This is a genomic window from Pseudomonas sp. NMS19W, assembly GCF_051554255.1.
GTDB classification, from domain to species: Bacteria; Pseudomonadota; Gammaproteobacteria; order Pseudomonadales; family Pseudomonadaceae; genus Aquipseudomonas; species Aquipseudomonas kribbensis.
Genome location: NZ_CP136718.1, coordinates 2,475,640 through 2,499,780, shown reverse-complemented (window position 1 = coordinate 2,499,780; position 24,141 = coordinate 2,475,640). Strand labels below are relative to the sequence as shown.

At 62.1% G+C, this 24,141-nt stretch carries 22 protein-coding genes and 1 pseudogene; 12 read left to right on the top strand and 11 right to left on the bottom strand.

Translation table 11 applies throughout. The features are described from left to right. Positions 1–42: 42 nt before the first annotated feature. A complete protein-coding gene (locus tag R1A29_RS11140; RefSeq protein ID WP_438301483.1) occupies positions 43–972 on the bottom strand; it encodes a LysR family transcriptional regulator in 930 nt (309 codons plus the stop codon). 86 nt (positions 973–1,058) lie between these two features. Here R1A29_RS11140 and R1A29_RS11135 point away from each other — a divergent pair, with 86 nt between their 5' ends. The 6 genes from R1A29_RS11135 (at position 1,059) to R1A29_RS11110 (ending at position 7,415) form a co-directional block, all read left to right on the top strand. Then, the gene (locus tag R1A29_RS11135) at positions 1,059–3,026 is read left to right on the top strand and encodes an alkyl/aryl-sulfatase (RefSeq protein ID WP_438301482.1); all 1,968 of its coding nucleotides are present in this window, start codon (positions 1,059–1,061) and stop codon (positions 3,024–3,026) included. A 122-nt stretch (positions 3,027–3,148) separates the two neighbouring features. Then, positions 3,149–4,018, top strand: coding sequence for an AraC family transcriptional regulator (locus R1A29_RS11130; RefSeq protein ID WP_438301481.1), 870 nt, complete (start codon positions 3,149–3,151; stop codon positions 4,016–4,018). Between the two features lie 90 nt (positions 4,019–4,108). Beyond that, positions 4,109–4,873 carry a COG4705 family protein gene (locus R1A29_RS11125; protein ID WP_085708503.1) on the top strand — a complete coding sequence of 255 codons (765 nt, stop codon included), beginning with the start codon at positions 4,109–4,111 and terminating at the stop codon, positions 4,871–4,873. Between the two features lie 28 nt (positions 4,874–4,901). Then, complete coding sequence (locus R1A29_RS11120; RefSeq protein ID WP_085708504.1) at positions 4,902–5,339, top strand: hypothetical protein; 438 nt, start codon at positions 4,902–4,904, stop codon at positions 5,337–5,339. An 85-nt stretch (positions 5,340–5,424) separates the two neighbouring features. Continuing rightward, the gene (locus R1A29_RS11115) at positions 5,425–6,090 is read left to right on the top strand and encodes a response regulator (RefSeq protein ID WP_438301480.1); all 666 of its coding nucleotides are present in this window, start codon (positions 5,425–5,427) and stop codon (positions 6,088–6,090) included. Next, the gene (locus R1A29_RS11110) at positions 6,066–7,415 is read left to right on the top strand and encodes an ATP-binding protein (protein WP_438301479.1); all 1,350 of its coding nucleotides are present in this window, start codon (positions 6,066–6,068) and stop codon (positions 7,413–7,415) included. Before R1A29_RS11115 ends, R1A29_RS11110 begins: the two co-directional genes overlap by 25 nt. A gap of 14 nt (positions 7,416–7,429) precedes the next feature. On the opposite strand, the gene R1A29_RS11105 is transcribed toward R1A29_RS11110, so the two are convergent. Next, entirely contained in the window at positions 7,430–9,271 is a 1,842-nt protein-coding gene (locus tag R1A29_RS11105) for a potassium transporter Kup (protein ID WP_114882369.1), read from the bottom strand. 299 nt (positions 9,272–9,570) lie between these two features. Here R1A29_RS11105 and R1A29_RS11100 point away from each other — a divergent pair, with 299 nt between their 5' ends. Next, positions 9,571–10,464, top strand: a complete 894-nt coding sequence (locus tag R1A29_RS11100) for a LysR family transcriptional regulator (RefSeq protein ID WP_438301478.1) — start codon at positions 9,571–9,573, stop codon at positions 10,462–10,464. A gap of 7 nt (positions 10,465–10,471) precedes the next feature. On the opposite strand, the gene R1A29_RS11095 is transcribed toward R1A29_RS11100, so the two are convergent. From R1A29_RS11095 to R1A29_RS11060, 8 genes are all read right to left on the bottom strand, one after another. After that, positions 10,472–11,623, bottom strand: a complete 1,152-nt coding sequence (locus R1A29_RS11095; protein WP_438301477.1) for a (R)-mandelonitrile lyase — start codon at positions 11,621–11,623, stop codon at positions 10,472–10,474. A gap of 19 nt (positions 11,624–11,642) precedes the next feature. Next, entirely contained in the window at positions 11,643–12,695 is a 1,053-nt protein-coding gene (locus R1A29_RS11090) for an alpha/beta hydrolase (protein ID WP_438301476.1), read from the bottom strand. A 180-nt stretch (positions 12,696–12,875) separates the two neighbouring features. After that, positions 12,876–14,198: a purine-cytosine permease family protein gene (locus R1A29_RS11085; protein WP_438301475.1), complete on the bottom strand. Its 1,323-nt coding sequence runs from the start codon at positions 14,196–14,198 to the stop codon at positions 12,876–12,878. A gap of 111 nt (positions 14,199–14,309) precedes the next feature. Beyond that, entirely contained in the window at positions 14,310–15,284 is a 975-nt protein-coding gene (locus R1A29_RS11080) for a biotin-dependent carboxyltransferase family protein (protein ID WP_438301474.1), read from the bottom strand. Continuing rightward, entirely contained in the window at positions 15,281–16,153 is an 873-nt protein-coding gene (locus tag R1A29_RS11075) for a 5-oxoprolinase subunit B family protein (RefSeq protein ID WP_248743551.1), read from the bottom strand. The genes R1A29_RS11080 and R1A29_RS11075 overlap by 4 nt, the downstream gene beginning before the upstream one ends. Continuing rightward, positions 16,150–17,523 carry an acetyl-CoA carboxylase biotin carboxylase subunit gene (locus tag R1A29_RS11070; protein ID WP_438301473.1) on the bottom strand — a complete coding sequence of 458 codons (1,374 nt, stop codon included), beginning with the start codon at positions 17,521–17,523 and terminating at the stop codon, positions 16,150–16,152. Before R1A29_RS11070 ends, R1A29_RS11075 begins: the two co-directional genes overlap by 4 nt. A 10-nt stretch (positions 17,524–17,533) precedes the next feature. After that, positions 17,534–17,779, bottom strand: a complete 246-nt coding sequence (locus R1A29_RS11065) for an acetyl-CoA carboxylase (protein WP_114882361.1) — start codon at positions 17,777–17,779, stop codon at positions 17,534–17,536. 85 nt (positions 17,780–17,864) lie between these two features. Beyond that, complete coding sequence (locus tag R1A29_RS11060; RefSeq protein ID WP_438301472.1) at positions 17,865–18,623, bottom strand: 5-oxoprolinase subunit PxpA; 759 nt, start codon at positions 18,621–18,623, stop codon at positions 17,865–17,867. 126 nt (positions 18,624–18,749) lie between these two features. Here R1A29_RS11060 and R1A29_RS11055 point away from each other — a divergent pair. From R1A29_RS11055 to R1A29_RS11035, 5 genes and pseudogenes are all read left to right on the top strand, one after another. Next, a pseudogene (locus R1A29_RS11055) lies at positions 18,750–19,666 on the top strand (LysR family transcriptional regulator). Between the two features lie 97 nt (positions 19,667–19,763). Continuing rightward, complete coding sequence (locus tag R1A29_RS11050; RefSeq protein ID WP_305836251.1) at positions 19,764–20,813, top strand: NAD(P)-dependent alcohol dehydrogenase; 1,050 nt, start codon at positions 19,764–19,766, stop codon at positions 20,811–20,813. A gap of 171 nt (positions 20,814–20,984) precedes the next feature. Then, positions 20,985–21,500, top strand: a complete 516-nt coding sequence (locus R1A29_RS11045) for a GNAT family N-acetyltransferase (protein WP_438301471.1) — start codon at positions 20,985–20,987, stop codon at positions 21,498–21,500. 38 nt (positions 21,501–21,538) lie between these two features. Then, complete coding sequence (locus R1A29_RS11040) at positions 21,539–22,573, top strand: GSCFA domain-containing protein (RefSeq protein WP_438301470.1); 1,035 nt, start codon at positions 21,539–21,541, stop codon at positions 22,571–22,573. Continuing rightward, positions 22,542–23,231 (top strand): hypothetical protein, encoded by a 690-nt coding sequence (locus R1A29_RS11035; protein WP_438301469.1) that lies wholly within the window; start codon positions 22,542–22,544, stop codon positions 23,229–23,231. Before R1A29_RS11040 ends, R1A29_RS11035 begins: the two co-directional genes overlap by 32 nt. Positions 23,232–23,265: 34 nt before the next feature. On the opposite strand, the gene R1A29_RS11030 is transcribed toward R1A29_RS11035, so the two are convergent. Next, positions 23,266–24,135 carry a TauD/TfdA dioxygenase family protein gene (locus tag R1A29_RS11030; protein WP_119429212.1) on the bottom strand — a complete coding sequence of 290 codons (870 nt, stop codon included), beginning with the start codon at positions 24,133–24,135 and terminating at the stop codon, positions 23,266–23,268. Between the last annotated feature and the right edge of the window lie 6 nt (positions 24,136–24,141).

Here is a 24,141-nt window from a genome sequence, read left to right as displayed (position 1 = left end):
AGTCTTGTGCTTTGGCGTTTTGGCCGCCGACCGGAGCGCCGCTCAGGTCGAGATGTTGCGCTGCGCCATCTCGTCGACGATGGCGTCGATCACGCAGCGGGCTGTCGGTGACAGGCTTCTGTTGGGCAGGCTGACGACACCGATTTCGGAGTGCAGTCCGGGCCGGTCCACGACCTGCAATTCGATCAGATTGCCGCTGCGCAGGTCTTCAACCACGGCGCCGTGGATCACGCCGAGGATGGTATCGGTCGAGCAGGCCACCGTCCTGAGCAACGCTACATCGTCGCACTCCAGCGCAAGCGGCAAGGACTGGCGCGTGGAAATGCCCAGGGTATGCGCAGTCTCTTCCTTCACCACGGCCGGCAGGCGCGTCGTGGCGATGCCGTACTTTTCCAGGTCTCTCATCGTCACCGCGCGCCCGGCCAACGGGTGTTGTGGCCGGACGAAGAACCCCGCCGAGGCCTGACCCAGCGGGCGGATCAGCAGATCGGTGTCGGCCGAGAAATTGCGAATGTCCGCGACGAAGAATTCGATCGCTTCGTCCCGCAACCGTGCTTCGAGTATCTGCCAGTTGTTGATCTCTACCCGCAGGGTGACTTGCGGATATTCCCGACGCAACCGAGGCACCACCTGATGCATCAGCATCGCCGCCGGAAACGGCCCGACGCCGAACGCGAGGCTGCCGAGCCGGCCATCGCCGTAAAGTGCCAGGTCCCGCTCCAGCGAGCGTGCATCGAACAGCAGCCGTCGCGCCCGCTCGATCAGAAACTCCCCCGCCGGCGTCGGGCGCACGTCGCCACTGTCCCGATCGAATAGGCGCTGTCCGGTTTCGCTTTCAAGTGCCTGGATGCTGCGGCTCAGCGCCGGCTGGCTGAGGTGCACGCGTTCGGCAGCGCGGCCGAAATGGCGTTCATCGGCAAGGGCTAGCAGGTGTGTCAGTCGTTTGAGGTCCATGTCGCCGATGCTAGCCACGCATTATCCGGATGTAAACAATGCATTGGATACATCGCGCCCACCTCCCTACTCTCTGATGAATCGATCCTCGGAGAACAATAAGAATGAGACCGACCTTTCACACACTGATCGCCCTGACGCTGGTATCCCTCGCCGGCTGTGACAAACCGCCCAGCGTTGCCAGCGGCGAAGCGACGCCCGCCACTGCGGCGGTGATAGAAGCCTCAATCAAGGGCCTGGACCTCAACGACACTCGGGACATGGAAGACGCCCAGCGCGGTCTCATCGCCCGTCCGACCGGCCAGATCCTCGGCTCCGACGGCTCTGTGCTGATCGATTTCGACGCGTTCAGGTTCGTTGAAGGCAAGGCCCCCGCCACGGTCAACCCGAGCCTTTGGCGCCACGCAATGCTGAATGCCCAGATCGGTCTGTTCAAAGTCACCGACGGCATCTACCAGTTGCGCGGCTTCGACATCGCCAACATGACGCTGATCGAGGGCCAGACCGGATGGATCGTGGTCGACCCGCTGACCTCGAAGGAAACCGCCGCCGCAGCCATGGCATTCGCCCGCGCACAACTGGGCGACAAACCCGTGACCGCCATCATCTTCACCCATGACCACGCCGATCACTTCGGCGGCGTACTGGGCATTACCTCGGTCGCGGAAGTGGCCGAGCGCAAGATTCCCGTGGTGGCCCCTGTCGGTTTCATGGAGGAAGCCACCAGCGAAAACGTGTTGGCCGGGCCTGCGATGTCGCGCCGTTCGATGTATCAGTTCGGCAAGAACCTCGCGCCGGGCGCCACCGGCATGGTGGATACCGGGCTGGGCAAAAACGTCGCCTACGGCAGCATCGGCATTCTGCCGCCGACGCAGATCATCGATCAGCCGACGCAGGAACGGGTGATCGACGGCGTGACCTTCGTGTTCCACAACATTCCCGGCGCTGAGGCCCCGGCCGAGCTGACCTTTTCCATCCCCGAACGCAAGGCCTACGGCGGTGCCGAGCTGCTGGCGCAGACCATGCACAATCTGCTGCCGATCCGTGGTGCCAAGGTCCGCGACGCGTTGCTCTGGTCCGACTACGCCCAGGCCGCCCTCGATGAACTGGGCGACACCGAAGTCTATTTCGGCCAACACAACTGGCCGGTCTGGGGCAACGACCGCATCCGCGAATTCATCACCAAGCACCGCGACGTCTACAAGTACATGCACGACCAGACCGTTCGGCTGATGAACGCCGGCTACACACCTGACGAGATCGCCGAGAAGATCCAGTTGCCCGACTCGCTGGCCTCGTATTTCGGCACCCGCGGCTATTACGGCGACGTGCGACACAACGTCAAGGCGATCTACCAGATGTACCTCGGCGCCTACGATGGCAACCCGGCGCATCTGAATCCGCTGCCTCCCAGAGAGTCCGCCAGACGCTACGTCGAGTTGATGGGCGGCAGCGCCAAAGTGCTCGAAGCCGCACGCGTGGCCTATGACAAAGGCGAATACCGCTGGGTCGCCGAACTACTGGATCAAGCCGTCCTCGACCAGCCCAACGACAAGGCCGCCAAGGAACTGCTGGCCCGAGCCTATGAACAGCTGGGCTATCAGTCGGAATCGGCGACCTGGCGCAACAGCTACCTGACCGCCGCCCAGGAACTGCGCAACGGCCCACCGGAAAAAGGCGTGCGCCGCTCGGACCTGATCGAGCTGATGAAGCAGACGCCGACCGAACGCTTCCTCGAAGCCATGGCCGCGAGCCTCGACGGACCGGCGGCGGACGGCAAGAACTGGACCTTCAACCTGCAACTGACCGATACCAAGGAGTCGTTCGTGCTGTGGATCGAGAACGCCGTGCTGCACTATCGCCGGGGCGCACCGGCCAGCAATGCCAACGCCACGTTGAGCGTCACCAAGGATCTTTTCGTGCAACTGCTGGGCGGCACGGCGGGGTTCAAGGATGCCCTCACCTCAAAAGACCTGAAGGTCGATGGCAGCACGGTGGATCTGGTGAGATTCCTTGGATTGCTGGAGAAAGCACCGGGCAACTTTGCGATCGTCGCTCAGGCGCGCGATTGATTCGTGCAGGGTCGTTCGGATGTAATGCCTGAAGAGGTCAAACCCTGAGCAAGTCCGGCTAGGTATCTGTACGCCGCTTTCGACGATTCTAGGGCCGACCGTTACTCCAGGAGCTTCACTCCGTGCCCGACGCACCGACGCAAACTGCCTACGCGAAGCGCTTCACCTTCGTACTCGCCTACATCGACGCCAATCTTGAGGGCGATCTGTCGGTGAAAACGCTGAGCCAGGTGGCGAACTTTTCCGAGTTCCACTTTCACCGGCAGTTCACGGGATACGTCGGCGTGCCTGTCTCGCGCTATGTGCAGTTGATGCGCCTGCGCCGTGCCGCGCATCGTTTGAGCACCCTGCCCGACCATTCGGTGATGGAAGCCACGCTCGACGCGGGGTTCGAAAGTCCCGAAGCGTTTTCCAGGGCATTCAAGCGAGCCTTCGGCACCTCGCCGGGGGCATTTCGCAAGGCTCCGGACTGGAGCGTCTGGCACACGGTCTTCGCCATACCTCACTTTTCAAGGAGCATTACCATGCAGGTACGAATCGTCGACTTCCCCGGAGTCCAGGTCGCTGCACTCGATCACCGTGGGCCACCAGGCCTTGTCAATCAAAGCGTGCAACGCTTCATCCAGTGGCGCCAGCAGAGCGGGCAGTCGCCGGTGGCATCGAGCCGCACCTTCGGGATTCCTTACGGCAACCCTGACACGACGCCGCCGGAGGACTTTCATTTCGCGATCTGCGGCGAAATCCGTGAAGCGGTGGCGCCGAATGAGTTCAGCGTCCGCGAGCTGAGCATTCCTGCCGGCCGCTGTGCCGTGGTGCGTCACACCGGTTCAACCGATCACATCGGTGAAACCATCTACCCGGTCTACCGCGACTGGCTGCCCGCCAGCGGCGAAGAACTGCGCGATCACCCGTTGTTTTTCGAGTACTTGAGCATCAGTCCCGAGACCCCGCAGGAGCAGTGGCAAACGGATATTTACGTGCCGTTGCGCTGACAATCGCGTGCCCCTCAGGCTCAGCTAAGTTTCACTGGATACCTTCTCTCCTGCGCACATTCAGCGCTGCTCAGGAGAGGCCATCCACCCATGAAACCCGCCATAGCCGACTGGCTCAACAAAGTGCCCGAAGTGACGCTGTCCTTCTGGGTGATCAAGATCCTGTCCACGACCGTGGGTGAAACCGGGGCCGACTTTCTGGCCGTCGACGCCGGTTTCGGCGCCGGCCCGACCAGCCTCGGCATGGCCGCGCTGCTGGCCATCGCGCTGTTCACCCAGTTGCGTACCAAGGCCTACACCCCATGGATCTATTGGCTGACCGTGGTGCTGGTGAGCATCGTCGGCACGCAGATCACCGACATCCTGACCGACATGCTGGACGTCAGCCTCTACACCAGCACAGCGGTGTTCTCGGTGTTGCTGGTGGTGAACTTCCTGATCTGGTACCGGACCGAACGCAGCCTGTCGATCCGCGAAATCGTCACCCCGCGCCGGGAGCTGTTCTATTGGGCCACGGTGCTCTGCACCTTCGCCCTCGGCACCGCCGCCGGCGACCTGGCCACTGAAGCACTGGGCCTGGGCTTCACCGTCGGCGCAGTGATATTCGGCGCGTTGATCGCGGCCACCCTGATCGCCTGGCGTCTGGGTGCCAACACCGTGCTGACCTTCTGGATCGCCTACATCCTGACCCGCCCCTTCGGCGCATCCCTCGGCGACCTGCTGACCCAGGCCAAGACCTACGGCGGCCTCGGCATGGGCGCGACCTGGACCAGCGCGATTTTCCTGTGCGTCATCGTCCTGCTGGTCACCGTCGCGCAGATCAGCGTCGGCAATCGCAAAGCCATCACTCAGTAAACCTTCAGACTTTCATCAAGGAATCATCATGCGCCAGATTCAAAACATCATTCGTCACGTTGCCATCGTCTCGTCCATCTGCCTGCTGAGCATTGCTGCCGGCTGCTCGAAACCGGCGGACAAGCCTGCGGCAAACGCCGCTGCAGGCGCCGTCAGCACACAAGGCCAGGCCGCCTCTAAACTGGGGGATCTGTCCGAATTCCGCAACATCGCGGCCGACGTTGCTGCCCTCGTCGATAAAAACGACCTCCCGGGCGCCAAGGCCCGGATCAAGGATCTGGAAACCGCCTGGGACTCCGCCGAAGCCGGAATCAAACCCCGTGCCGCCGGCGACTGGCACATGCTGGACAAGGCCATCGACCGCTCGCTCGATACCTTGCGCGCCAGCGCCCCGCAGCAGAAGGACTGCAAGGCGCGGATGGACGAGTTGCTCAAGGCCTTTGACTCGCTGAAGGGCAACGCCTGATCCGGGGCCGGACAAACCCTTGCACAGATGCTTCAATACAAGCGCGACGGCCCTGCCCGTCGCGCTATTTTTTTGAGAGCGGGTCATGCGGATATTACTGGTGGAAGACGACCCGATGATCGGCGATGCCATCCAGGGCGCGCTGAACGACGCCAGCTATGCCACCGACTGGGTGAAAAACGGCCTCACCGCACTGGCCACCCTGGACACCCAGCACTACGACCTGGTGCTGCTGGATCTCGGCCTGCCCGGCAAGGACGGACTGGACGTGCTCGACAGCATTCGCGCTCGCAACAACCCGGTGCCGTTGCTGATCATCACCGCCCGGGACGGTCTCGACGATCGCCTGCGCGGCCTCGACGGCGGCGCCGACGACTACCTGCTCAAGCCCTTCGACATGGCCGAGTTGCTGGCGCGGATGCGCGCGGTGCTGCGGCGCAAGGGCGGGACTGCGTTGTCCTTGCTCGACAACGGTGTGGTATCCCTCGACCTAGTCTCCAAGCAAGCCTCAACCGTTGACAACCCGAACGTGCAATTGTCCAGCCGCGAATTCGCCCTGTTGCAGGCTCTGTTGATCCGGCCAGGGGCAATCCTTTCGCGCAGTGAACTGGAAGACCGGCTCTATGGCTGGGGCAATGAAGTGGAAAGCAACGCGGTGGAGTTTCTGATTCACGCCCTGCGCCGCAAACTCGGCAGTCACGTCATCAAGAACGTCAGGGGAATGGGATGGATGGTTTCAAAAGGCGCCTGAGGGATTCGGTGCAACTGCGGCTGTCGGTCACCCTGTCGCTGGCGATTCTGGTCGTTGCACTGCTGGCCGCGGCGTTTGCGTTCGTTTCAGCGCTGGACGAGGCCCACGAAATGCAGGACGAAACCCTGCGCCAGGTGGCGGCCCTCTACGACCGCCAGCAAATGTCCCTGCACTACCCCGCCGCCCAGGCCATGGACGACGACAACGAAGAATCCAGGGTCATCGTGCAATACCTGGCCGACGGCAGCCGAGCAGTCGGCAACGACGACGCCCTGCTACCGCTGCCCTTCCCCACGACCCTGTCCGATGGCCTGTCGACCTTGAAGGTGACCGGTGAAGACTTCCGCGTACTGGTGAGAACCACCGCCCGTGGCGAGCGCATCGTCGTCGCCCAGGAAACCGGCGTGCGCGACAAGGAGGCCCGCGAAAGCGCCTGGCGCAGTCTGCTGCCGTTCCTGATTCTGTTTCCGGTGCTGTTGCTGGTAGTGGGCGATCTAGTGCGCAAAATGTTCCGCCCCATCGCCACGCTGTCGGCCGACATCGATCGACGTGACGAACAAGCCCTGCACCCGGTGGACGAAAGCCATGTGCCGAGCGAAATCCGGCCGTTTGTGGTGGCCATCAACCGCTTGCTCGGCCGAGTCGCACAATCCGTGGACAACCAGCGGCGTTTCGTCGCCGATGCCGCCCATGAACTGCGCTCGCCGATGACCGCCCTGTCCCTGCAGGCCGAACGACTGGCCGCCACGGAAATGCCGGCCGCCGCCCGCGAACGCCTGTTGCCGTTGTCCCGAGGCATAGAGCGCAGCCGGAACCTGATCGATCAATTGCTGAGCCTCGCTGCCGCGCAGTCGAGCTCAAATACAGCGCCGACCCGCGTTTCAGTCCTGCACATTTACCGACGGATTCTGGAAGACCTGCTGCCGCTGGCGGACCGCAAGAATATCGATATCGGCGTCGAGAGCAGCGAGGACGTGCAGGTCAACATCAACGAAACCGACCTGCTGATCCTGATCCGCAACCTGGTAGACAACGCCGTCCGCTACACCCCGCCCGGCGGACGCATCGACCTCTCGGTCAAGCGGGAGCAAGCGGCGGTCGTCCTGCAAGTCAGCGACACCGGCCCCGGGATTACCGTGGAAGAACAGGCGCGGGTCTTCGACCCGTTCTACCGCAGCCTGGGCACCGATGAGTCGGGCTCGGGGCTGGGCCTGTCCATCGTCAAGGCGATTGCCGATCGCACGGGGCTCAAGGTTGATCTGGGGTTCACCGACGTCATCGAACGCAGCGGTCTGTGTGTCACCGTCAGCATCGGGCAACCCTGAGCCGTTTCCCGTCTTTACATTTCGACCTGCGTCCCCAGTTCGATCACTCGGTTCAACGGCAACTTGAAGTACTTCAGGTTGCTGTTGGCATTCTTGAGCAGGAACGCGAACAGGTACTCGCGCCACTTGGCCATGCCGATGCGCTTGGTCGGGATGACCGTTTCACGACTCAGGAAGTACGTGGTGCGCATCGGACTGAAATCCAGTTCGGCCAAGTGACAAAGGCTCAGCGCCATTGGCACATCCGGTTCCTCGGTAAAACCGAAATGCAGGTTGACCCGGAAGAAGCCGTCGCCATAGGACTCGACTTCGAAGCGACGATCCACCGGCACTCGCGGGCTGTCTTCGGACACCACGGTCAACAGCACCACCTGCTCATGCAGCACCTGGTTATGCAACAGGTTGTGCAGCAGCGCGTGGGGAACCGCGTCGGCCCGTGCGGTCAGGAACACCGCCGTGCCCTGCACCCGATGAGGTGGCTGCGCACGGATGCTGCTGATGAACAACGGCAGCGGCAACGCGGTTTCATCCAGTCGCTCGACGATGATCTTGCGTCCGCGCTTCCAGGTGGTCATCAGGATAAACAGGCCGATGCCGGCGATCACCGGGAACGCACCGCCCTGCAGGATCTTCGGCGCGTTGGCCGCGAAGTACAGGCTGTCCACCAACAGAAAACCGAACAGCATCGGGATCGCCAGCCAGCGCGGCGTCTTCCACAGCAACAACACCACGGCGGCGGACAGCAGTGTGGTAATCAACATGGTGCCCGTCACCGCCACGCCATACGCGGCAGCCAGGGCGCTGGAGGACTCGAAACCGATCACCAGCAGCACCACGCCGACCATCAACGCCCAGTTGACCGTGCCGATGTAGATCTGGCCCTGCTCCTGGCTCGAGGTGTGCTGGATGAACATGCGCGGGACGTAGCCCAGCTGGATGGCCTGGCGCGTCAGGGAGAACGCACCGGAAATCACCGCTTGCGAAGCGATGATCGTCGCCAGCGTCGACAGCGCGACCATCGGCAGCAGCGCCCATTCCGGGGCCAGCAGGTAGAACGGGTTACGCACCGCTTCCGGGTTGCCGAGGATCAACGCGCCCTGGCCAAAATAATTGAGGACCAGGCCGGGCAGGACCAGCATGAACCAGGCACGGGCAATCGGTTTGCGACCGAAGTGGCCCATGTCGGCGTACAAGGCTTCCGCACCGGTCAGCGACAGGACAACCGCGCCGAGAATCGCCACGCCCATGCCCGGATGGGCCGTAAAGAAGCGTACCGCCCAGATCGGGTTCAGCGCCTGCAACACCTCGGGGCGCTGCACAATGCCGTAGACCCCGAGCGCGCCCAACACCACGAACCACAGCACCATGACCGGGCCGAACAGGATGCCGATCCGCGCCGTGCCGTGTTTCTGGATCAAAAACAGCGCCACCAGCACCACCACCGACAGCGGCACCACCCAGTGTTCGATGCCGTCAAACGCCAGCTCCAGCCCTTCCACCGCCGAGAGCACCGAGATCGCCGGGGTGATCATGCTGTCACCGTAGAACAGCGCCGCACCGAACAGACCGAGCAACACCAGCACCTTGCTCAAGTGCGGGTAAGGCGCCGACGCACGACGGGCCAACGCCGTCAGCGCCATGATGCCGCCCTCACCCTGGTTGTTGGCCCGCAGGATGAACAACACGTACTTGATCGAGACCACCCAGATCAGCGACCAGAAAACCAGCGACAGAATGCCCAGCACACCGTCGTGATTGAGCTGCACGCCGTAGTGGCCGGAAAACACTTCTTTGAGGGTGTAGAGGGGGCTGGTGCCGATATCCCCGTAAACCACACCGACAGCAGCCACCAGCATGGCTGCGCCCGAGGTTTTGGTTGGGGAGTTTTCGTTGGTTTTACTCAAGGGTTACGGCTCTCGAACGGCGGGAAGTAGTGGCATGCCATCCTTGGGCAATACACGGACCGGGGCCTTCACGAATACAAGGCTCAGGTGCGGTCAAAAAAACGCGGCCAGTATCGATGCGAACCCAATCCTCCACCGTAAAGAATGCGTAAAAAATCCACCTGACCCGAGCCATCACGCAGGTTTTTAGAGTCGGCCGATTGTTATGGCTGATGGCATAATCGCCAGCAGTTCATAACAGGGGCGCATCAATGTCCGTTGAAAGCTACGACCTGCTTGCGATCTTTTCGGCGGTGGCGCAAGAGCGCAGCTTCACCCGTGCGGCGGCGAAACTGGGCATGTCGCAACCGGCCTTGAGTCGGGCGATGCGTCAACTGGAGGAGCGCTTGGGCGTGCGCTTGCTCGCGCGCACCACCCGCAGTGTTTCCCCGACCCAGGCCGGCGAGCACCTGTTGCGCGTGATCGCGCCGCGGTTCGAGGAGATCGATCACGAACTGGCCTTGCTCAGCGAGTTTCGCGACAAACCGGCCGGCAAACTGCGCATCACCGCTGGCGAGCATTCGGCGATCACCATTCTGCAACCCGCCCTCGCCCGGCTGATGCCCGACAACCCCGACCTGAATGTCGAGATCATCGTCGACTACGGCCTGACCGATATCGTCGCCGAAGGCTTCGACGCCGGCGTGCGGCTGGGCGAACAGGTGGCCAAGGACATGATCGCCATGCGCATCGGGCCGGACATGCGCATGGCAGTGGTCGGTTCCCCGGCCTACTTCGCCCGCCACTGCCAACCGCTGGTTCCACCCGACCTTATGGAACACAACTGCATCACCCTGCGCATGCCGACCCATGGCAGCCTGCTGCTCTGGGAGTTCGAGAAGAACGGGCAAACCCTGAATGTACGGGTCGAAGGGCAACTGGTGTTCAACAACATTGCCATGCGCCTGCAGTCCGTGCTCCAGGGGCTGGGGCTGGCCTACATGCCGGAAGACCTGGTGCAGGAGCATATCGCACAGGGCCGGTTGATTCGGGTGCTCGCCGACTGGTGCGAGCCGTTTTCCGGCTATCACCTCTACTACCCCAGTCGGCGCCAGAGTTCGCCCGCCTTCACCCTGTTGCGCGATGCACTGCGCTACGGCGGATGATGTTTGCTCAGGGTTGGGTCAGGTGTTTTTCCAGTGCTTCGCTGGCGCGCCCCGCCGCTTCGACTTCTCCGTGCCGGGTCAGCACCTGCGTCAACTGACGCAATTGTGCAGCGCTCAAGCCCACCCGCAGGCTGGCGGCAACATGCGAACGCAACTGCGATTCGGCGCCGGGCGTAGCCGCCAGAGCTGAAACCGTGGCCAGTTCGCGGCTTTGCCAGTCCAGGTTGTCGCGCTCAAAGATGTCGCCGAACAGGTGCGTCTGCAGGAACTGGTTGATGACCGGTGCGAAGTCGAACAACGGCCCCTGAACCGGTGCCCCGGCGATACGGGTCTGATTGGCCTTGCCCACAGCCAGCAAGGCGTCGCCTGTCGCCACCGCGTGACCGGGTTCGCGCCCCGGCTCATCGTGAATGCCCCGTTGCTTGCGCGCCTCGACCACTTTCATCAACTCGCCCAGCGCATTGAGGCTGCGTGGAAAACCGGCGTAGGCATACAGCTGCACCAGGATTTCCTTGGCCTCGCTGACGGTCAGCCCGGCCTCCAGCCCTTCGTTCAAAGCGCTGTTGAGACGCGGCATGTTGCTGCTGGCCATGGCCGCGCCAATCGGCACAATCGCCTGCTGCCTCGCGGACAACACTTCGGAAACGGCGGTTTCTGCCGGTGCTGTCGGCGGCAGCGGCCGGTCTTCGGCGACTTTCTCCAGCCACTCCACATTCTTGCCGTTCACCGAGCCGGTCACCGCCAGATGGGTCATGGTGCTGTTCGGTGCGGCGCCGTGCCAATGCTTGACGCCCGGCGGGCAGACAATCACATCGCCGGGGTGAATCTCCTGCACAGGCTTGCCCCATTCCTGGGTTTGCCCGACACCGGAAATCACCACCAGCCGCTGTCCGGCGGGATGGGTGTGCCACGCTGACCGGGCGCCCGATTCGAAGGTCACGTAAGCGCCGGAGGCATTGATTTCGCCCGTGTCGTTGAACAGTGGATCTACGCGCACCCGACCGGAGAAATAATCTTCAGGCCCCACGAATGACGCCTGCGAGCCTGCACGTCGGATTTGCTGCGCGCTCGAAGGCTCACTGCCGCCGCCCGCGACTTCGGCAGCGCTGGCAAAAGGGGTGGCCGCGCACATGGCGAGGCCCAACAAGGTTTTGTTCATGGCAATGGCTTCCTTCGAATCAGAGGGTTCGGGCGTAGAACGCCGTCAGCTGTTGCATGGCGACGTCGACGTAGGCCGGCACCCAGTAGGTTTCGATGTGGGTGGCGCCGTCGATCTTGAACAGCGTCTTGTCCTGGGTCCCGGTGGCCTTGGCGAGGGCCTGCTCCGACATGTACAGGCTGTCGGCCTTGCTGCCGGCGATCATCAGCAACGGCTTGTCGATCAGTTCGATCTGGTCCGTCGCATCGAAACTCATCAGGTCCAGCAGGCTGCTGAGGGTGTAACGGAAAGTCGAGTTGGGATGCGCGTGGGTCTTGCCGTAGTACTCGAAGCCCTGGCGGTACAGGTCGAACGGCAATTTGGCGATCTGCTCATCGGTCAGTTTGGCATCACCGATGTATTGGATTTCCCCGCCGGCAGCTTCCTGGGCACGGGCGGCCGAGGCTTGCTGCAAGCGCTGCTGGATGGTGTCGAGTTGCGAATCCTGATACCCGTTGCGGCGCACCAACCCGGAATTGAACATGCTCACCGTGGCAATCGAGCGGAAGCGCTTGTCGGTCTGCGCGGCCTTCAACGAATAGCCGCCACCGCCGCAGATGCCGAGCAGACCGAGATGGGCAGTGTCGACGCCGGGGTAGCTGGCGATGAAGTCGGCCATGCCGTGAATGTCTTCGACGCGGTTGGCCGGTTTGTCGATGTTGCGCGGCTCGCCACCGCTCGCCCCCTGATAGGCCGCGTCCGCCGTGATCGTGATGTAGCCTTGGTCTGCCAGTCGTTGAGCGTACAGACCGGCAACCTGCTCTTTCACCCCGCCATTGGGGTGCGCGACGACAACCGCGGGATAGTGCCGGGCAGGATCGTAGTTCGCGGGGGTGTAGACGTTGGCGGAAATGGCCAGGCCATTGAGCGTGTAGGTCACCGGGTGAATGTTGACCTTGCCTGGCTCGTTGCGGGTGATCGCGCCACCGTAGGTCAAGGTGAACGGGTTCTGCCGGTAATCCGCCGCCTCGACCTCAGCGCCCGACATTCCGATCATCGCGGCCAGCACGCCGGCCTTCATCGTGGTTCGCATCGTTTGCCCCCTCCTTTCCATCAATACGGTATGGAGATGCAAACTACCCTTCGACGATTGATTGATAAACGGCACTAATTGGATAGCACTGATATCAGAATCACATAAGTCTGACGTTCGGCTTCCTGACCATGCATTCGCGACGCTGGCCCGCCGTCGAGCGGGCCGACGCCGATCCTCTCAACTTGCCCTCTGCCCTACCCACCGATGCCGATAGGCAAGCCTGGCCTGCAAGCCGAACGCGAGCACCACCGTCGCCGGTGCAGAAAAACTGCCGGGAACACCGCCCGTCCACATCAGCAACAACCCCAGCGCCGTAGCGGCGAACCACGCCATCAGGCCGACCGGGTTGAACGCCGGGCTGCGTTCAAGTGCACCCTCGTCATTGCTGCCATAGACAATCTGCGCCAATGCCACACCGACCCAGGCGACCACAAAAATGCCCTGATACGCCAATGCCTTGAGCAAGTAGGAAAACACGTCAGCGAGCATCAAGCCGTACACGATTACCCCGACCACCAATGCCCACAGCAGATAAGACGCGCGTAAGCCGAAACGGCCGAAGAATGCCTGCATGTTGAGGGTCGCCAAGTAGTAGTTGGCTGTGTTGATCCGGGTTTGCGTGGCCCAGACGAACAACAGACCCCACAACCCCATCAACTGCAGAATGGCCATCACCACAGAGACTTCGTTCAGCGTGCCTTCATGGGGAATACTGCTGACCAGATAGATGCCTGCCGCGCCGTTGAGCAGAAACGTCACGGCATAAAACGGCATGCCGAAGTTCCAGCGCCCATGATACTGAGCGTCCTGCGGCTTGCCGAAACGGGCGTAGTCGAAGGTGAACAGCATCAGGATCCAGACGCCCATGTAGGCCACAAAGCAATCCCACCAGCCGAAGGTCGCGGGGGTTGTCGGGCCGAAGTCGAGCCATTGCGGCTGGTAACCATAACGGCTGATCGACAGCCCGACCGCCACCAGCAAACCGCCCAGGTACACCGGCAACAACACGCCGTTGAGCTTGTCCAGCCAGTGCTGCACGCTACCCAGAATCATCGGCACGCTGTACAGCACTACCAGCAGGGCAGCCAGTGGGTAGACCAATTCCGGGTACAGGTGATTGAGCGCCACGGCGATCACCGATCCTTCGAATACGGCGTAGTAAATCGCCGTCGAAAAGAAAATCAGCGTGGCCAGGCATGCCCCGGTCCGGCCGAACAACACGCTTGAAAACAACGCGACCGACCAGCCGCTGCGCATGGCGAAACGGCTGAGAACGCTGTTGACCAGCCCATAACTGATCACCGACAACACCATCCCGATCAACGCATTGCGTGCGCCGAAAGACAAGGCCAGCGAAGCGCCGACCACGATGTAGAACATGGCGCTGCACACGGCCCACCAGGCCATGGTCAGAGACAGTCGGCCCATGCGGGCTTCGGCGGAAACGGGATGATGGGCCGGATCTTGCCCGGTTTGACTCGATTGCGATAAAGCAGCCATATGCGTGTACTCCAGAACCAGTCAAAGGTTGAAGCGCGGGCAGCCTTCACCGCACCGAAGTGCGGCGTTGGCCTGGCGTGTGGCAGGGCCCGCGCGGTGCGGCGGGCAGAGTCAGGAAGGGAAAAGCTTGCTCAGACAGCTGAGTTTTTTCTTGTAGGAACGCCGTGCGTCCAGGGCCTCGTCGAGGCTGACCGCTACAAAGCGAGCCTTCTGGTTGGGCTGCATCTGGCCGATCAGATCCAGGTCGGCACTGATGACAGTGCCGATCATGGCGTAACCGCCACCCGATACGGCATCGCGATGCAGCACGATGGGTTCGAGGCCGGCGGGTACCTGAATCGAGCCGATCGGGTAGCAGCTGTCAACGATGTTCGACGGATCGGAGCCTGCACCAAAGGGTTGCTCTCGCGGCTGGAAGTCCAGCGCGCTGCCGCCCTTGAAGCGATAGCCGATGCGGTCCGCTTCCGATCCGACGGTCCACGGCTCGGCGAAAAAGCTCTTCGCTGCCGCTTCGGTCAAGCGATCGTAATAAAGCCCCGGCACCACGCGCAGGGTGATCTCCCCGCCCAGTGACTGGCGCAGCGCCATGGGCAGACTGGCCCCGGCACGCCCCTTGCCGCTGGCTTTGCCCACCGGCAATTCGTCTCCGGCGATCAAGCGTCGTCCGGCAAAACCGCCCAACGCCCCGAGCGCATAGGTCGACCGACTGCCCAGCACCTGCGGCACGTCGATTCCGCCTGCCACCGCCAGATAAGCCCGGGCACCCGCCTTGGGAAAATCGAAACGCAGAACCTGGCCGGCCTTCACCGCGAACGCGGTGGCGTGATGCATTTCCACACCATCGAGCCGAGGTGCCATGTGCGCGCCACACACCGCGACCAGTGCGTCTTGCTGAAACGCGAGCTCAGGGCCCAGCAACGTACACTCCAGCGCGGCGCAATCCGCCGCGTTGCCGACCAGATGATTGGCCGCTCTCAGCGCATATTGATCGAGCGCGCCGGACGGCGGGATGCCAAGGTGGTAGTAACCTTCGCGGCCCAGATCCTGAACCGACGTGGCGAGACCGGGTTTGAGTACCTTGATCATGCCAGCACCTCCTGCAGCGACACGGGATAACCGACCGGGTCGGCGAGAAACGCATCCAGTGAAAACTCCACCGGCCGGATCCGCAAATCGAAATGCCCGGCCTCCACCTCTGCAACGGCCTGGTCATACGCTGCACGATCCATTGGCTTGAACTGCACAATGTCGCCCGGACGGAAAAACACCATGTGCTCCTTCAGGTACGCCAGCGATTGCTGCGGGTCGTAGATGGGGGCCGGTGTGACACCGAACATCTGATAACCCCCGGCGCCACGCACCGAGTAGATACAACCGAAGCAACCACCGTGACCGAGTGTCAGTTTCGGCGTGTCGGTACGTGGACGCAGATACTTGGGCACCTGCAACTGACGTTCGCGCTCAACCATCTGGAACATGAAGGGCAAACCGGCGACGAATCCCACCATCGAGACAAACCATGGCGCCCCGCTATGAGCCGCAATGAACGCATCGACGTCCGCCAGGCCATTGATGCGCGCGGCATATTCCAGATCCGTGGCGCTCGGGTCCTGGTGCCGGTCGCGAAAACGCATCAGCGTTTCGTGGGTCCAGGGATCGTTGTACAGCACCGGAATCTCAATGATCCGGGTCTGCAATGTGCGCTCGGCAACGGCTTCTGCCTCGGCGCCCTGCACCGCTTCGAGCAAGGCCTGCGGCGCAATTCGATCCGGATCGAAGCGGATCTGGAAAGAAGCGTTGGCCAGGCACACATCGAGTACGCCATCGAGTTTCAACCGCTCCACGGCGCGGGTGACCGCCATGCCCTTGAAAAACGCCTCGAGGGACATGCTTTCACTGACTTCGGCAAACAGATGCTCATCGGCACCAAAGCTGTAGCGGATCGGACGACTCATGCTTCACCTCCGCTGCGGCGTGCGGACAGCCAGTTTTCCAGCGTCCCCGTATGAAAGTCGGCGGTTTGCAACCACGGTTGTTGCAGCAGTTCAGCGTGCAGCGACAAGGTGCTGGCCATGCCGGTCAGCAAGGTTTGCGCCACCGCTGTCCGGGCACGCGCCAGGGCTGTGGAGCGATCCGGCCCATGCACAATGAGCTTGGCCAACAGCGAGTCATAGTACGGTGGCACCCGATAGCCTTCATACAGGTGGGTGTCCACACGAACGCCTTCGCCTTGCGGCCAGACCAACGATTCGACCAGACCGGGGCTGGGGAAAAAATCCCGGGCCGGGTCTTCGGCATTCAAGCGCATTTGCAGGGCCGAGCCATTCAGGCGGATGTCACTCTGCTTCAGGCCCAGTGGTTCACCACCGGCAATTCGCAGCATCGCCTGCACCAGATCGATGCCGGTGACCCGTTCGGTGACCGGGTGTTCCACCTGGATTCGGGTGTTCATCTCGATAAAGAAGAACTCGCCGGTGACGTCGTCATACAGGTACTCCAGCGTGCCCGCCCCCTTGTAGCCGAGGGATTCGGTCAAGCGTACGGCGCTGGCGCAGAGTGCCTCCCGCTGCTGCGCGTTCAGTACAGGCGACGGTGCCTCTTCAAAGATTTTCTGGCGCCGGCGCTGTAGCGAACACTCGCGCTCGAACAGGTGCACGGCGTTTTTCCCGTCGCCCAGAACCTGTACTTCGATGTGCCGGGCCTTGCCGATAAAGCGCTCCAGATACACCGCACCATTACCGAAAGCGGCCTGCGCCTCGCGCTGCGAACGGGGAAATTCTTCACTCAGTTGCGCGGCACTTTCTGCCAGACGAATACCTCGCCCGCCACCACCGGCCGAAGCTTTGATCAGCAACGGGTAACCGACCGATTCCGCCGCCCGAAGCGCCGACTCGACATCAAACAGCTCGCCCGGTGAACCCGGCACCACTGGAACACCTGCCGCCTGGGCAGTACGCCGCGCTTCGGCCTTGTCACCCATACGCCGGATCGTGTCCGGGTCCGGCCCGACGAAAATCGCGCCGCTGGCAATCACGGCTTCGGCAAACCCGGCGTTCTCGGACAGAAAACCATATCCAGGGTGAACCGCATTGGCGCCCGTCACTTGCAGGGCACCCAGCAACGCCTCGATGTTCAGGTAGCTTTTATCGGCACGGGCCGGCCCCAGTAGATGCACTTCATCGGCCAGGCGTGCGGCCTGAGAGTCGATATCGGCCTCGCTGCACGCGGCAACAGTGGGGATGCCTAGGGCCTTGGCCGCACGGATGATGCGCACGGCGATTTCGCCACGGTTGGCGACCAGCAATTTACGAATAGGTTGAGTCATGTTCACGCCCTCACTCGCTATCAAGCGTAGCGACGACCTGACCCGGCTCCACCGGATCACCGTCTTCAACCTGAAAGGCACTGAGGCGCCCCGCCGTCCCGGCGGTCAGTTCGGAAAACTGCTTCATGACTTCGATCAGGCCAATCACCGTGTCGGCGCTGACAGGATCGCCGACCTCGACGTAATTCGCCGAATCCGGCGTGGCCTTTCGGTAGAAAGTCCCGGGTAACGGGGTGATGACAGTGTGTTCGGCCATGTCTGTTCCTCTTGGAATAGTTGTAGAAAGGCAGGCAAAAAATGTTTGAACCCCGGCGTCTGTGTGCCGGGTGTTTCGTTTTTATTCAGCGGGGTCGGCGCACCTCGATCCCGGCGGCATCGAGCGCCTTGCGGGTGGCCTCGACCAGCGCCAAAGCACCCGGCGTATCGCTGTGCAGACAGATGGAATCGAACTCGATCGGCAGATCCTCACCCTCGACGGTGCGCACCACGCCTTCCTGGCAAGCGCGCAACACACGGGCGGCGACAAATTCCGGATCGTAGGCGCGAACATTGCGGGTGAAGACGATGGAGCCGCTCAAGTCGTATTCGCGGTCTGCATAGAATTCGCGAACGACCGGTTGGCCGAGCTCTTTGGCGACACGCCAGATAACCGAATCGGGCATGCAATACAGCAACAGGTCGGGCTCCAGCCGTTGCAGGTTTTCCACCAGCAGACGCGCGGCTTCTTCGTCCCGGGCCAGATGCATGTACAGCGCGCCGTGAGGCTTGATGTGTTGCAGCGTCACGCCCTGCACCCGTGCCAATTCGCGCAGTGCGCCCAGTTGATAAAGGATGTCGTCGACCAGTTCCTGAGCCGGTGCATTGATGTGTCGGCGCCCGAAACCCACCAGATCGCGGAACCCCGGATGCGCACCGACGCCGACCTTCAGACGCTTGGCCAGCTCGACGGTGCGACGCATGGTGCCGGGATCGCCGGCATGAAAACCGGTGGCGATGTTGGCGGAACTGATGAACGCCATCAGTTCGTTGTCGACGCCATCGCCAATGGTCCATGGGCCGAAGCCTTCGCCCATGTCCGAGTTGAAATCTACTGCCTGCATAACCCTTGCTCCTGACCCTTGTGACTTCATGCAGGCCACGTTAAATTCCCGCCAACCCCTTGGGAAGATCTATTAACAGATAGGGTATCTTCTGAAAAACAGATACCTGAAAAAACAGGAACACCCATGTCGTTGACCTTGCGTCAGGTTCGCTACTTCGTTGCCACCGCCGAGATCGGGCAGATATCCCAGGCAGCGATTCATTTGAATATTTCCCAGTCGGCGGTGACCACGGCGATCAAGGAACTGGAAGGCATGCTCGGCACGTTGCTGTTCCAGCGCTCGGCACAAGGCATGAGCCTGACGGATGCCGGTCGGCATTTCCTGAACCGCGCCTACGTGATTTTGCGCAGCGTCGACGACGCGCTGAACAGCCCGCTACCCGACCTCCGCGCCAGCGGCCTGATTCGCCTGGCCGCAAGCTACACGGTGATCGGTTATTTTCTGCCGCACCATCTGCAACGGCTGGAACACTGGCACCCGGACGTCGCCATCGAAGTCCACGAGCAGGAACGGCAGGCCATCGAACAGGGATTGCTGGAAGGCAAATTCGATATGGCGGTGGTGCTTACCGCGAACCTCACGCACCCCGATATCGTTTCGGAAACCCTGTTCAACTCCGAACGCCGTCTGTGGCTGCCCAGCCACCATCCACTCTGTGAGCGCTCGGCCGTCAGCCTCGCGGATGTCGCGCTGGAACCCTACATCCTGCTGACCGTGGATGAAGCGGAACAAAGTGCCATGCGCTATTGGGAAAACGCCCGCCAGCAACCCAACGTGCGGGTGCGTACCAGTTCTGTAGAAGCCGTGCGCAGCATGGTCGCCAATGGCAGCGGCGTGGCGATTCTCTCGACCTGGTGCACCGCCCCTGGTCGCTGGAAGGCAAGCGCATCGAGACCCTGACCATCACCGACAAGGTGACCCCGATGAGCGTCGGCCTGGCCTGGCACCGCGAGCGCGAATTCAGCCCGGCGATGCAGGCCTTGCGCAATTACTTCCACGATGCGTTCCTGGCTCCGCAGCAACTTTCTGCACGGCGCTGACGCACAGGATCAGGCAAGTATTCGATAGGAATGCGCTAACGGAATGCAGGTTCGAGCGGGAAGATGACTGTCCGACAGATCCATCGAGGACGTTCCCATGCTTGTACAAGCCTACGGTGCCCACGCGGGCGACAAACCCCTTGAGCCTATCCAGATCAATCGCCGCGCCCCTGCGGCCCATGACGTCCAGATCGACATCGCCTTCTGCGGCATCTGCCATTCCGACCTGCACCAGGTGCGCTCCGAGTGGGCCGGCACGCAATTTCCTTGCGTACCGGGACACGAAATCGTCGGCCGCGTTTCGGCGGTCGGTGCCCATGTGTCCGAATACAAGGTCGGCGATCTGGTCGGCGTCGGTTGCATCGTCGACAGCTGCAAGCACTGTGAAGACTGCGAAACCGGTCTGGAAAACTACTGCGACAGCATGATCGGCACCTACAACTTCCCGACCCCGGACGCACCCGGCTGGACGCTCGGCGGCTACTCGCAAAACATTGTGGTGCATGAGCGTTACGTGCTGCGCATCCGCCACCCCGAAGCACAACTGGCCGCCGTCGCACCGCTGCTGTGCGCGGGCATCACCACTTATTCGCCGCTGCGTCAGTGGAACGCCGGGCCGGGCAAGAAAATCGGCGTGGTCGGCATCGGTGGCCTGGGCCACATGGGCATCAAACTGGCCCATGCGATGGGCGCGCACGTGGTGGCGTTCACCACGTCCGAATCCAAACGCGAGGCGGCGAAAGCACTGGGTGCCGATGAGGTCGTGGTCTCGCGCAATGCCGAAGAAATGGCCGCGCACACCAAGAGCTTCGACTTCATCCTCAACACCGTCGCCGCCCCTCACGATCTCGATGCGTTCCTGGTGCTGCTCAAGCGCGACGGCGCACTGACTCTCGTGGGTGCCCCCGCCTCGCCGCATCCATCGCCGAACGTGTTCAACCTGATCATGAAACGCCGCACCATCGCCGGCTCGATGATCGGCGGCATTCCCGAGACCCAGGAGATGCTGGATTTCTGTGCCGAGCACGGGATTGTTTCGGACATCGAACTGATTCGCGCGGATCAGATCAATGAGTCCTATGAGCGGATGCTCAAGGGCGATGTGAAATATCGGTTCGTGATTGATAACGCGACGTTGGCGGGCTGACAGGCACAACTGGAGAGAGGCGTTACGCTTGCCCACTCAGGCACGAACGTCTTTCTCCACAGCACCGCAACGCCGGGCGATTCCTTCCAGCATTCCCCATCCGCTCATTGATCTTTCCCCTTCCACCAAGTAAAAAACCTCTCCCTTTTCCACCCTTGCAAGGAGCAGCGGATGCTCGAGCTATCCACGGATCGACTGGACCTGCGCACGATGGTCGAATCCGACTGGCCGTTGTTTCTCAGGCTGCATTCCGAGCCGCAGACCATGCAGTACGTGTTCGGCGAAATTGCCGAGGAGCAGGTTCGCCAAGGCTTCGAGCACCGGCTTCCGGCGTGGGGACCGCAGTCGGAGCACTGGCTGTGCCTGGTGGTGACCGACAGGGCCAGCGGGCACGAACTGGGCGTGACCGGTTTTCGCATTCTGTCGCCGGGGCATGCCGAAGTGGGATGCCTGCTGTTGCCGGAACATCAGGGCAAAGGCTTTGGCACCGAGTCGCGAAAGGCGATCATCGACTACGCCGCCGACATCGGGCTGAACTCGCTGGAATCGACCGTGACCGACGGCAATGTCGCGTCCTGCAAGGTGTTGGAAAAATGCGGCTTTGTGTTCGCACGTCGTGTGCCGCAGGCCTACCAGATCGGTGATCGGTGGTTCGACGATCTGATCTACCACTATCAAATCCGCTGAGCCTTGCGCTCAACGACTCGCCAAGGAGGCCTCTCGTCGTGAATCCCTATCAATGCCTGCCACCCCGCGCTTTCTGGCGTACGGCCATCGCCGACAAGTCCGCACCGGACATCGGTGAACTGTGGACCCCGCAATTCGAGATCGGCAACAAGGATGCCATCGTCACCGCCGGCTCCTGTTTCGCCCAGCACATCGGCCGCGCGCTGGTTGCGCGCGGCATGCACTGGCTGGACGCGGAGCCCGCCCCGGACGCATTGCCCGAAGCCGACTGGAAAGCCCACAACTACGGGGTGTTTTCGTTCCGCACCGGCAATCTGTATACCCCGGCGATGTTGTGCCAATGGCTCGAATGGGCGCTAGGCGTAAGCGCTCCGCCGGATGAGACCTGGGTGCATGACGGACGTTTCTTCGACCCGTTCCGCCCCGCCGTGGAGCCTGACGGCTTTGCCAGCGAGCAGGCACTGTTCGACTCGCGCGAAGCTACCCTGGACGCCATCCGCGAAGCGCTGCGCCGGGCCAAAGTGTTCGTGTTCACCCTCGGTTTGACCGAAGCCTGGCAACATCGCGAGACTGGTCTGATCTATCCCGTGTGCCCCGGCACCGTACGCGGCACTTTCGATCCGTTGCTCCACCGGTTCTGCAACTTCGGTTTCATGGACACCTATGGCGACATGGTCAGGGCGCTGGAGTTGATGCGTTCGATCAACCCACAACTGCGCCTGTTACTCACCGTTTCGCCGGTGCCTTTGACGGCTACCGCCACGGGGCAGCATGTGCTGAGCGCCACGACCTACTCCAAATCGGTGCTGCGCGCCGTCGCCGGGCAGTTGTGTGAAGACCTGCCCGACGTCGACTATTTCCCGTCCTACGAAATCATCACCGGCACCCCGTTCAAGGGCGAGTTCTACCAGCCCAACCAGCGTGAAGTCACACCCGAGGGTGTGGCGTTCGTGATGCAGCAATTCTTTGCCGGACTTGAAGCCGTCCAGTCGGTGCAGGCGCCGACCACCTCCACCAGTCTGTCCACCGAGGATCTTGTCTGTGAAGACGCCGTACTCGATTACTACGCCTAGGTTTCTGCTGCTCGGTGACTCCCATGCCGGCGTCATCGGCAAAGCGGCGCAGGCCCGTGAGATAGCTTTCGGTGGTGGTCCGCTGGGAACCGGTCGGGACTTCGCCGTCGATTTCTTCCAGTTGACCCGTTATGACGTGGTCTTTCGCGATGCGGAAATGGATCGGCTGTACCGCCAGGCCCTCGCCACGCTCGAAGTCCCGCAACTGGCGAAGGTCGAGGTGCCGCTGGTGAGCACCCTCGGCCTGAGCCTGCACTATCTGGCCACCGCACCGAACTGGACCTGCTACCAGAACGCGCAGGGTGAGTTCGACGACGGTTTTCTCGCCGGGCCCTTGTTCCAGGCGGTCATCGACACCTTGTCCCACCCTGCCCTGGCCTTCTATGAGCAGGCCCTGGCGCTGAACCTCAAGGTGTTCGCCGTGCTGCCGCCGCAACGGGTGCCGGAGCTGTCGGACCCGCGCGTGTTCATGGCGGCGCAGTCATTGTTGATCGAACGCCTGCAAGGGCTTGGCGTCGAGCTGATCGACGTGCGCGAGGCGGCGAATGATGAGCAGGGTTTTCAGCGTGAGGCGTTCTGCGAAGTGGATGACCCGCTGCACGGCAACCTGGCGTTTGGCGAGTTGATCGTCGAGCAACTGGTCCGGCGCGGCATCTAGAAAAAGAGGGAGCGCATGGCTCCCTCTGATGTTTTCAAGCCTTGGGCTGCGTGCCGAGAATCGTCACCCGCTCGCCATAACGCGAATGCGGGAAGTAATCCCAGATTGCGTGGTGCTGGGTGCAGCGGTTGTCCCAGAACACCAGCGTGTTCGGTGCCCAGCGAACGCGGCAGCTGAGGGACGGCTCCCGGGCCACCAGGTCGAACAGCATGTTCAACAGCACCTGACTTTCGCCCCCGGACAATTGCACGATGTGCGACGTGAACCCGGAATTGACGAACAGCGACTTGCGTCCGGTTTCCGGATGACGCACCACCACCGGGTGTTCGGTTTTGGGCAGATTCGCCGGCGCCTCATAGCCTTTCCATGGAATTGCACCGTCGTGAATCGCGGTCAATTCGCCGAGGAACTGCTGCATCGTCGGTGAAAGCATTTCGATCGCCAGGTGCATGTTGGCGAACAGCGTATCGCCGCCCGTGCCGATGGCCGGGGTTTCCTTGACGTACAGCATCGACCCCATGGACGGCGCCAGGTCAGCCGTGCCGTCGGTGTGCCAGGTTTCCCCGGCGACGTAACGCGATTGCGCATTGGCGCGGATCACCACCAGTTCCGGGTCATCGCCGTCGATGTCTTCCACCGGCAACGCCCGCAGTTCGCCGAACAGCCGGCCAAACGCCTTGTGCTCTTCCACCGTCAGATGCTGATCGCGGAACACCAGCACGTGGTTCTCCAGAAAGGCCCGGCGGATTTCCGCGAGCTGAGCGTCATCCAACGGTTGCGAAAGATCGACGCCACCGATTTCGGCACCGATGATCGGTGTGATCCGGTCGACCGTGATGCGCTGATACGGCGCACGTTTTTCTGCGGCGATGCGCTCGATTGCCTTGAGTGCCAACTGATCCATGTTTCC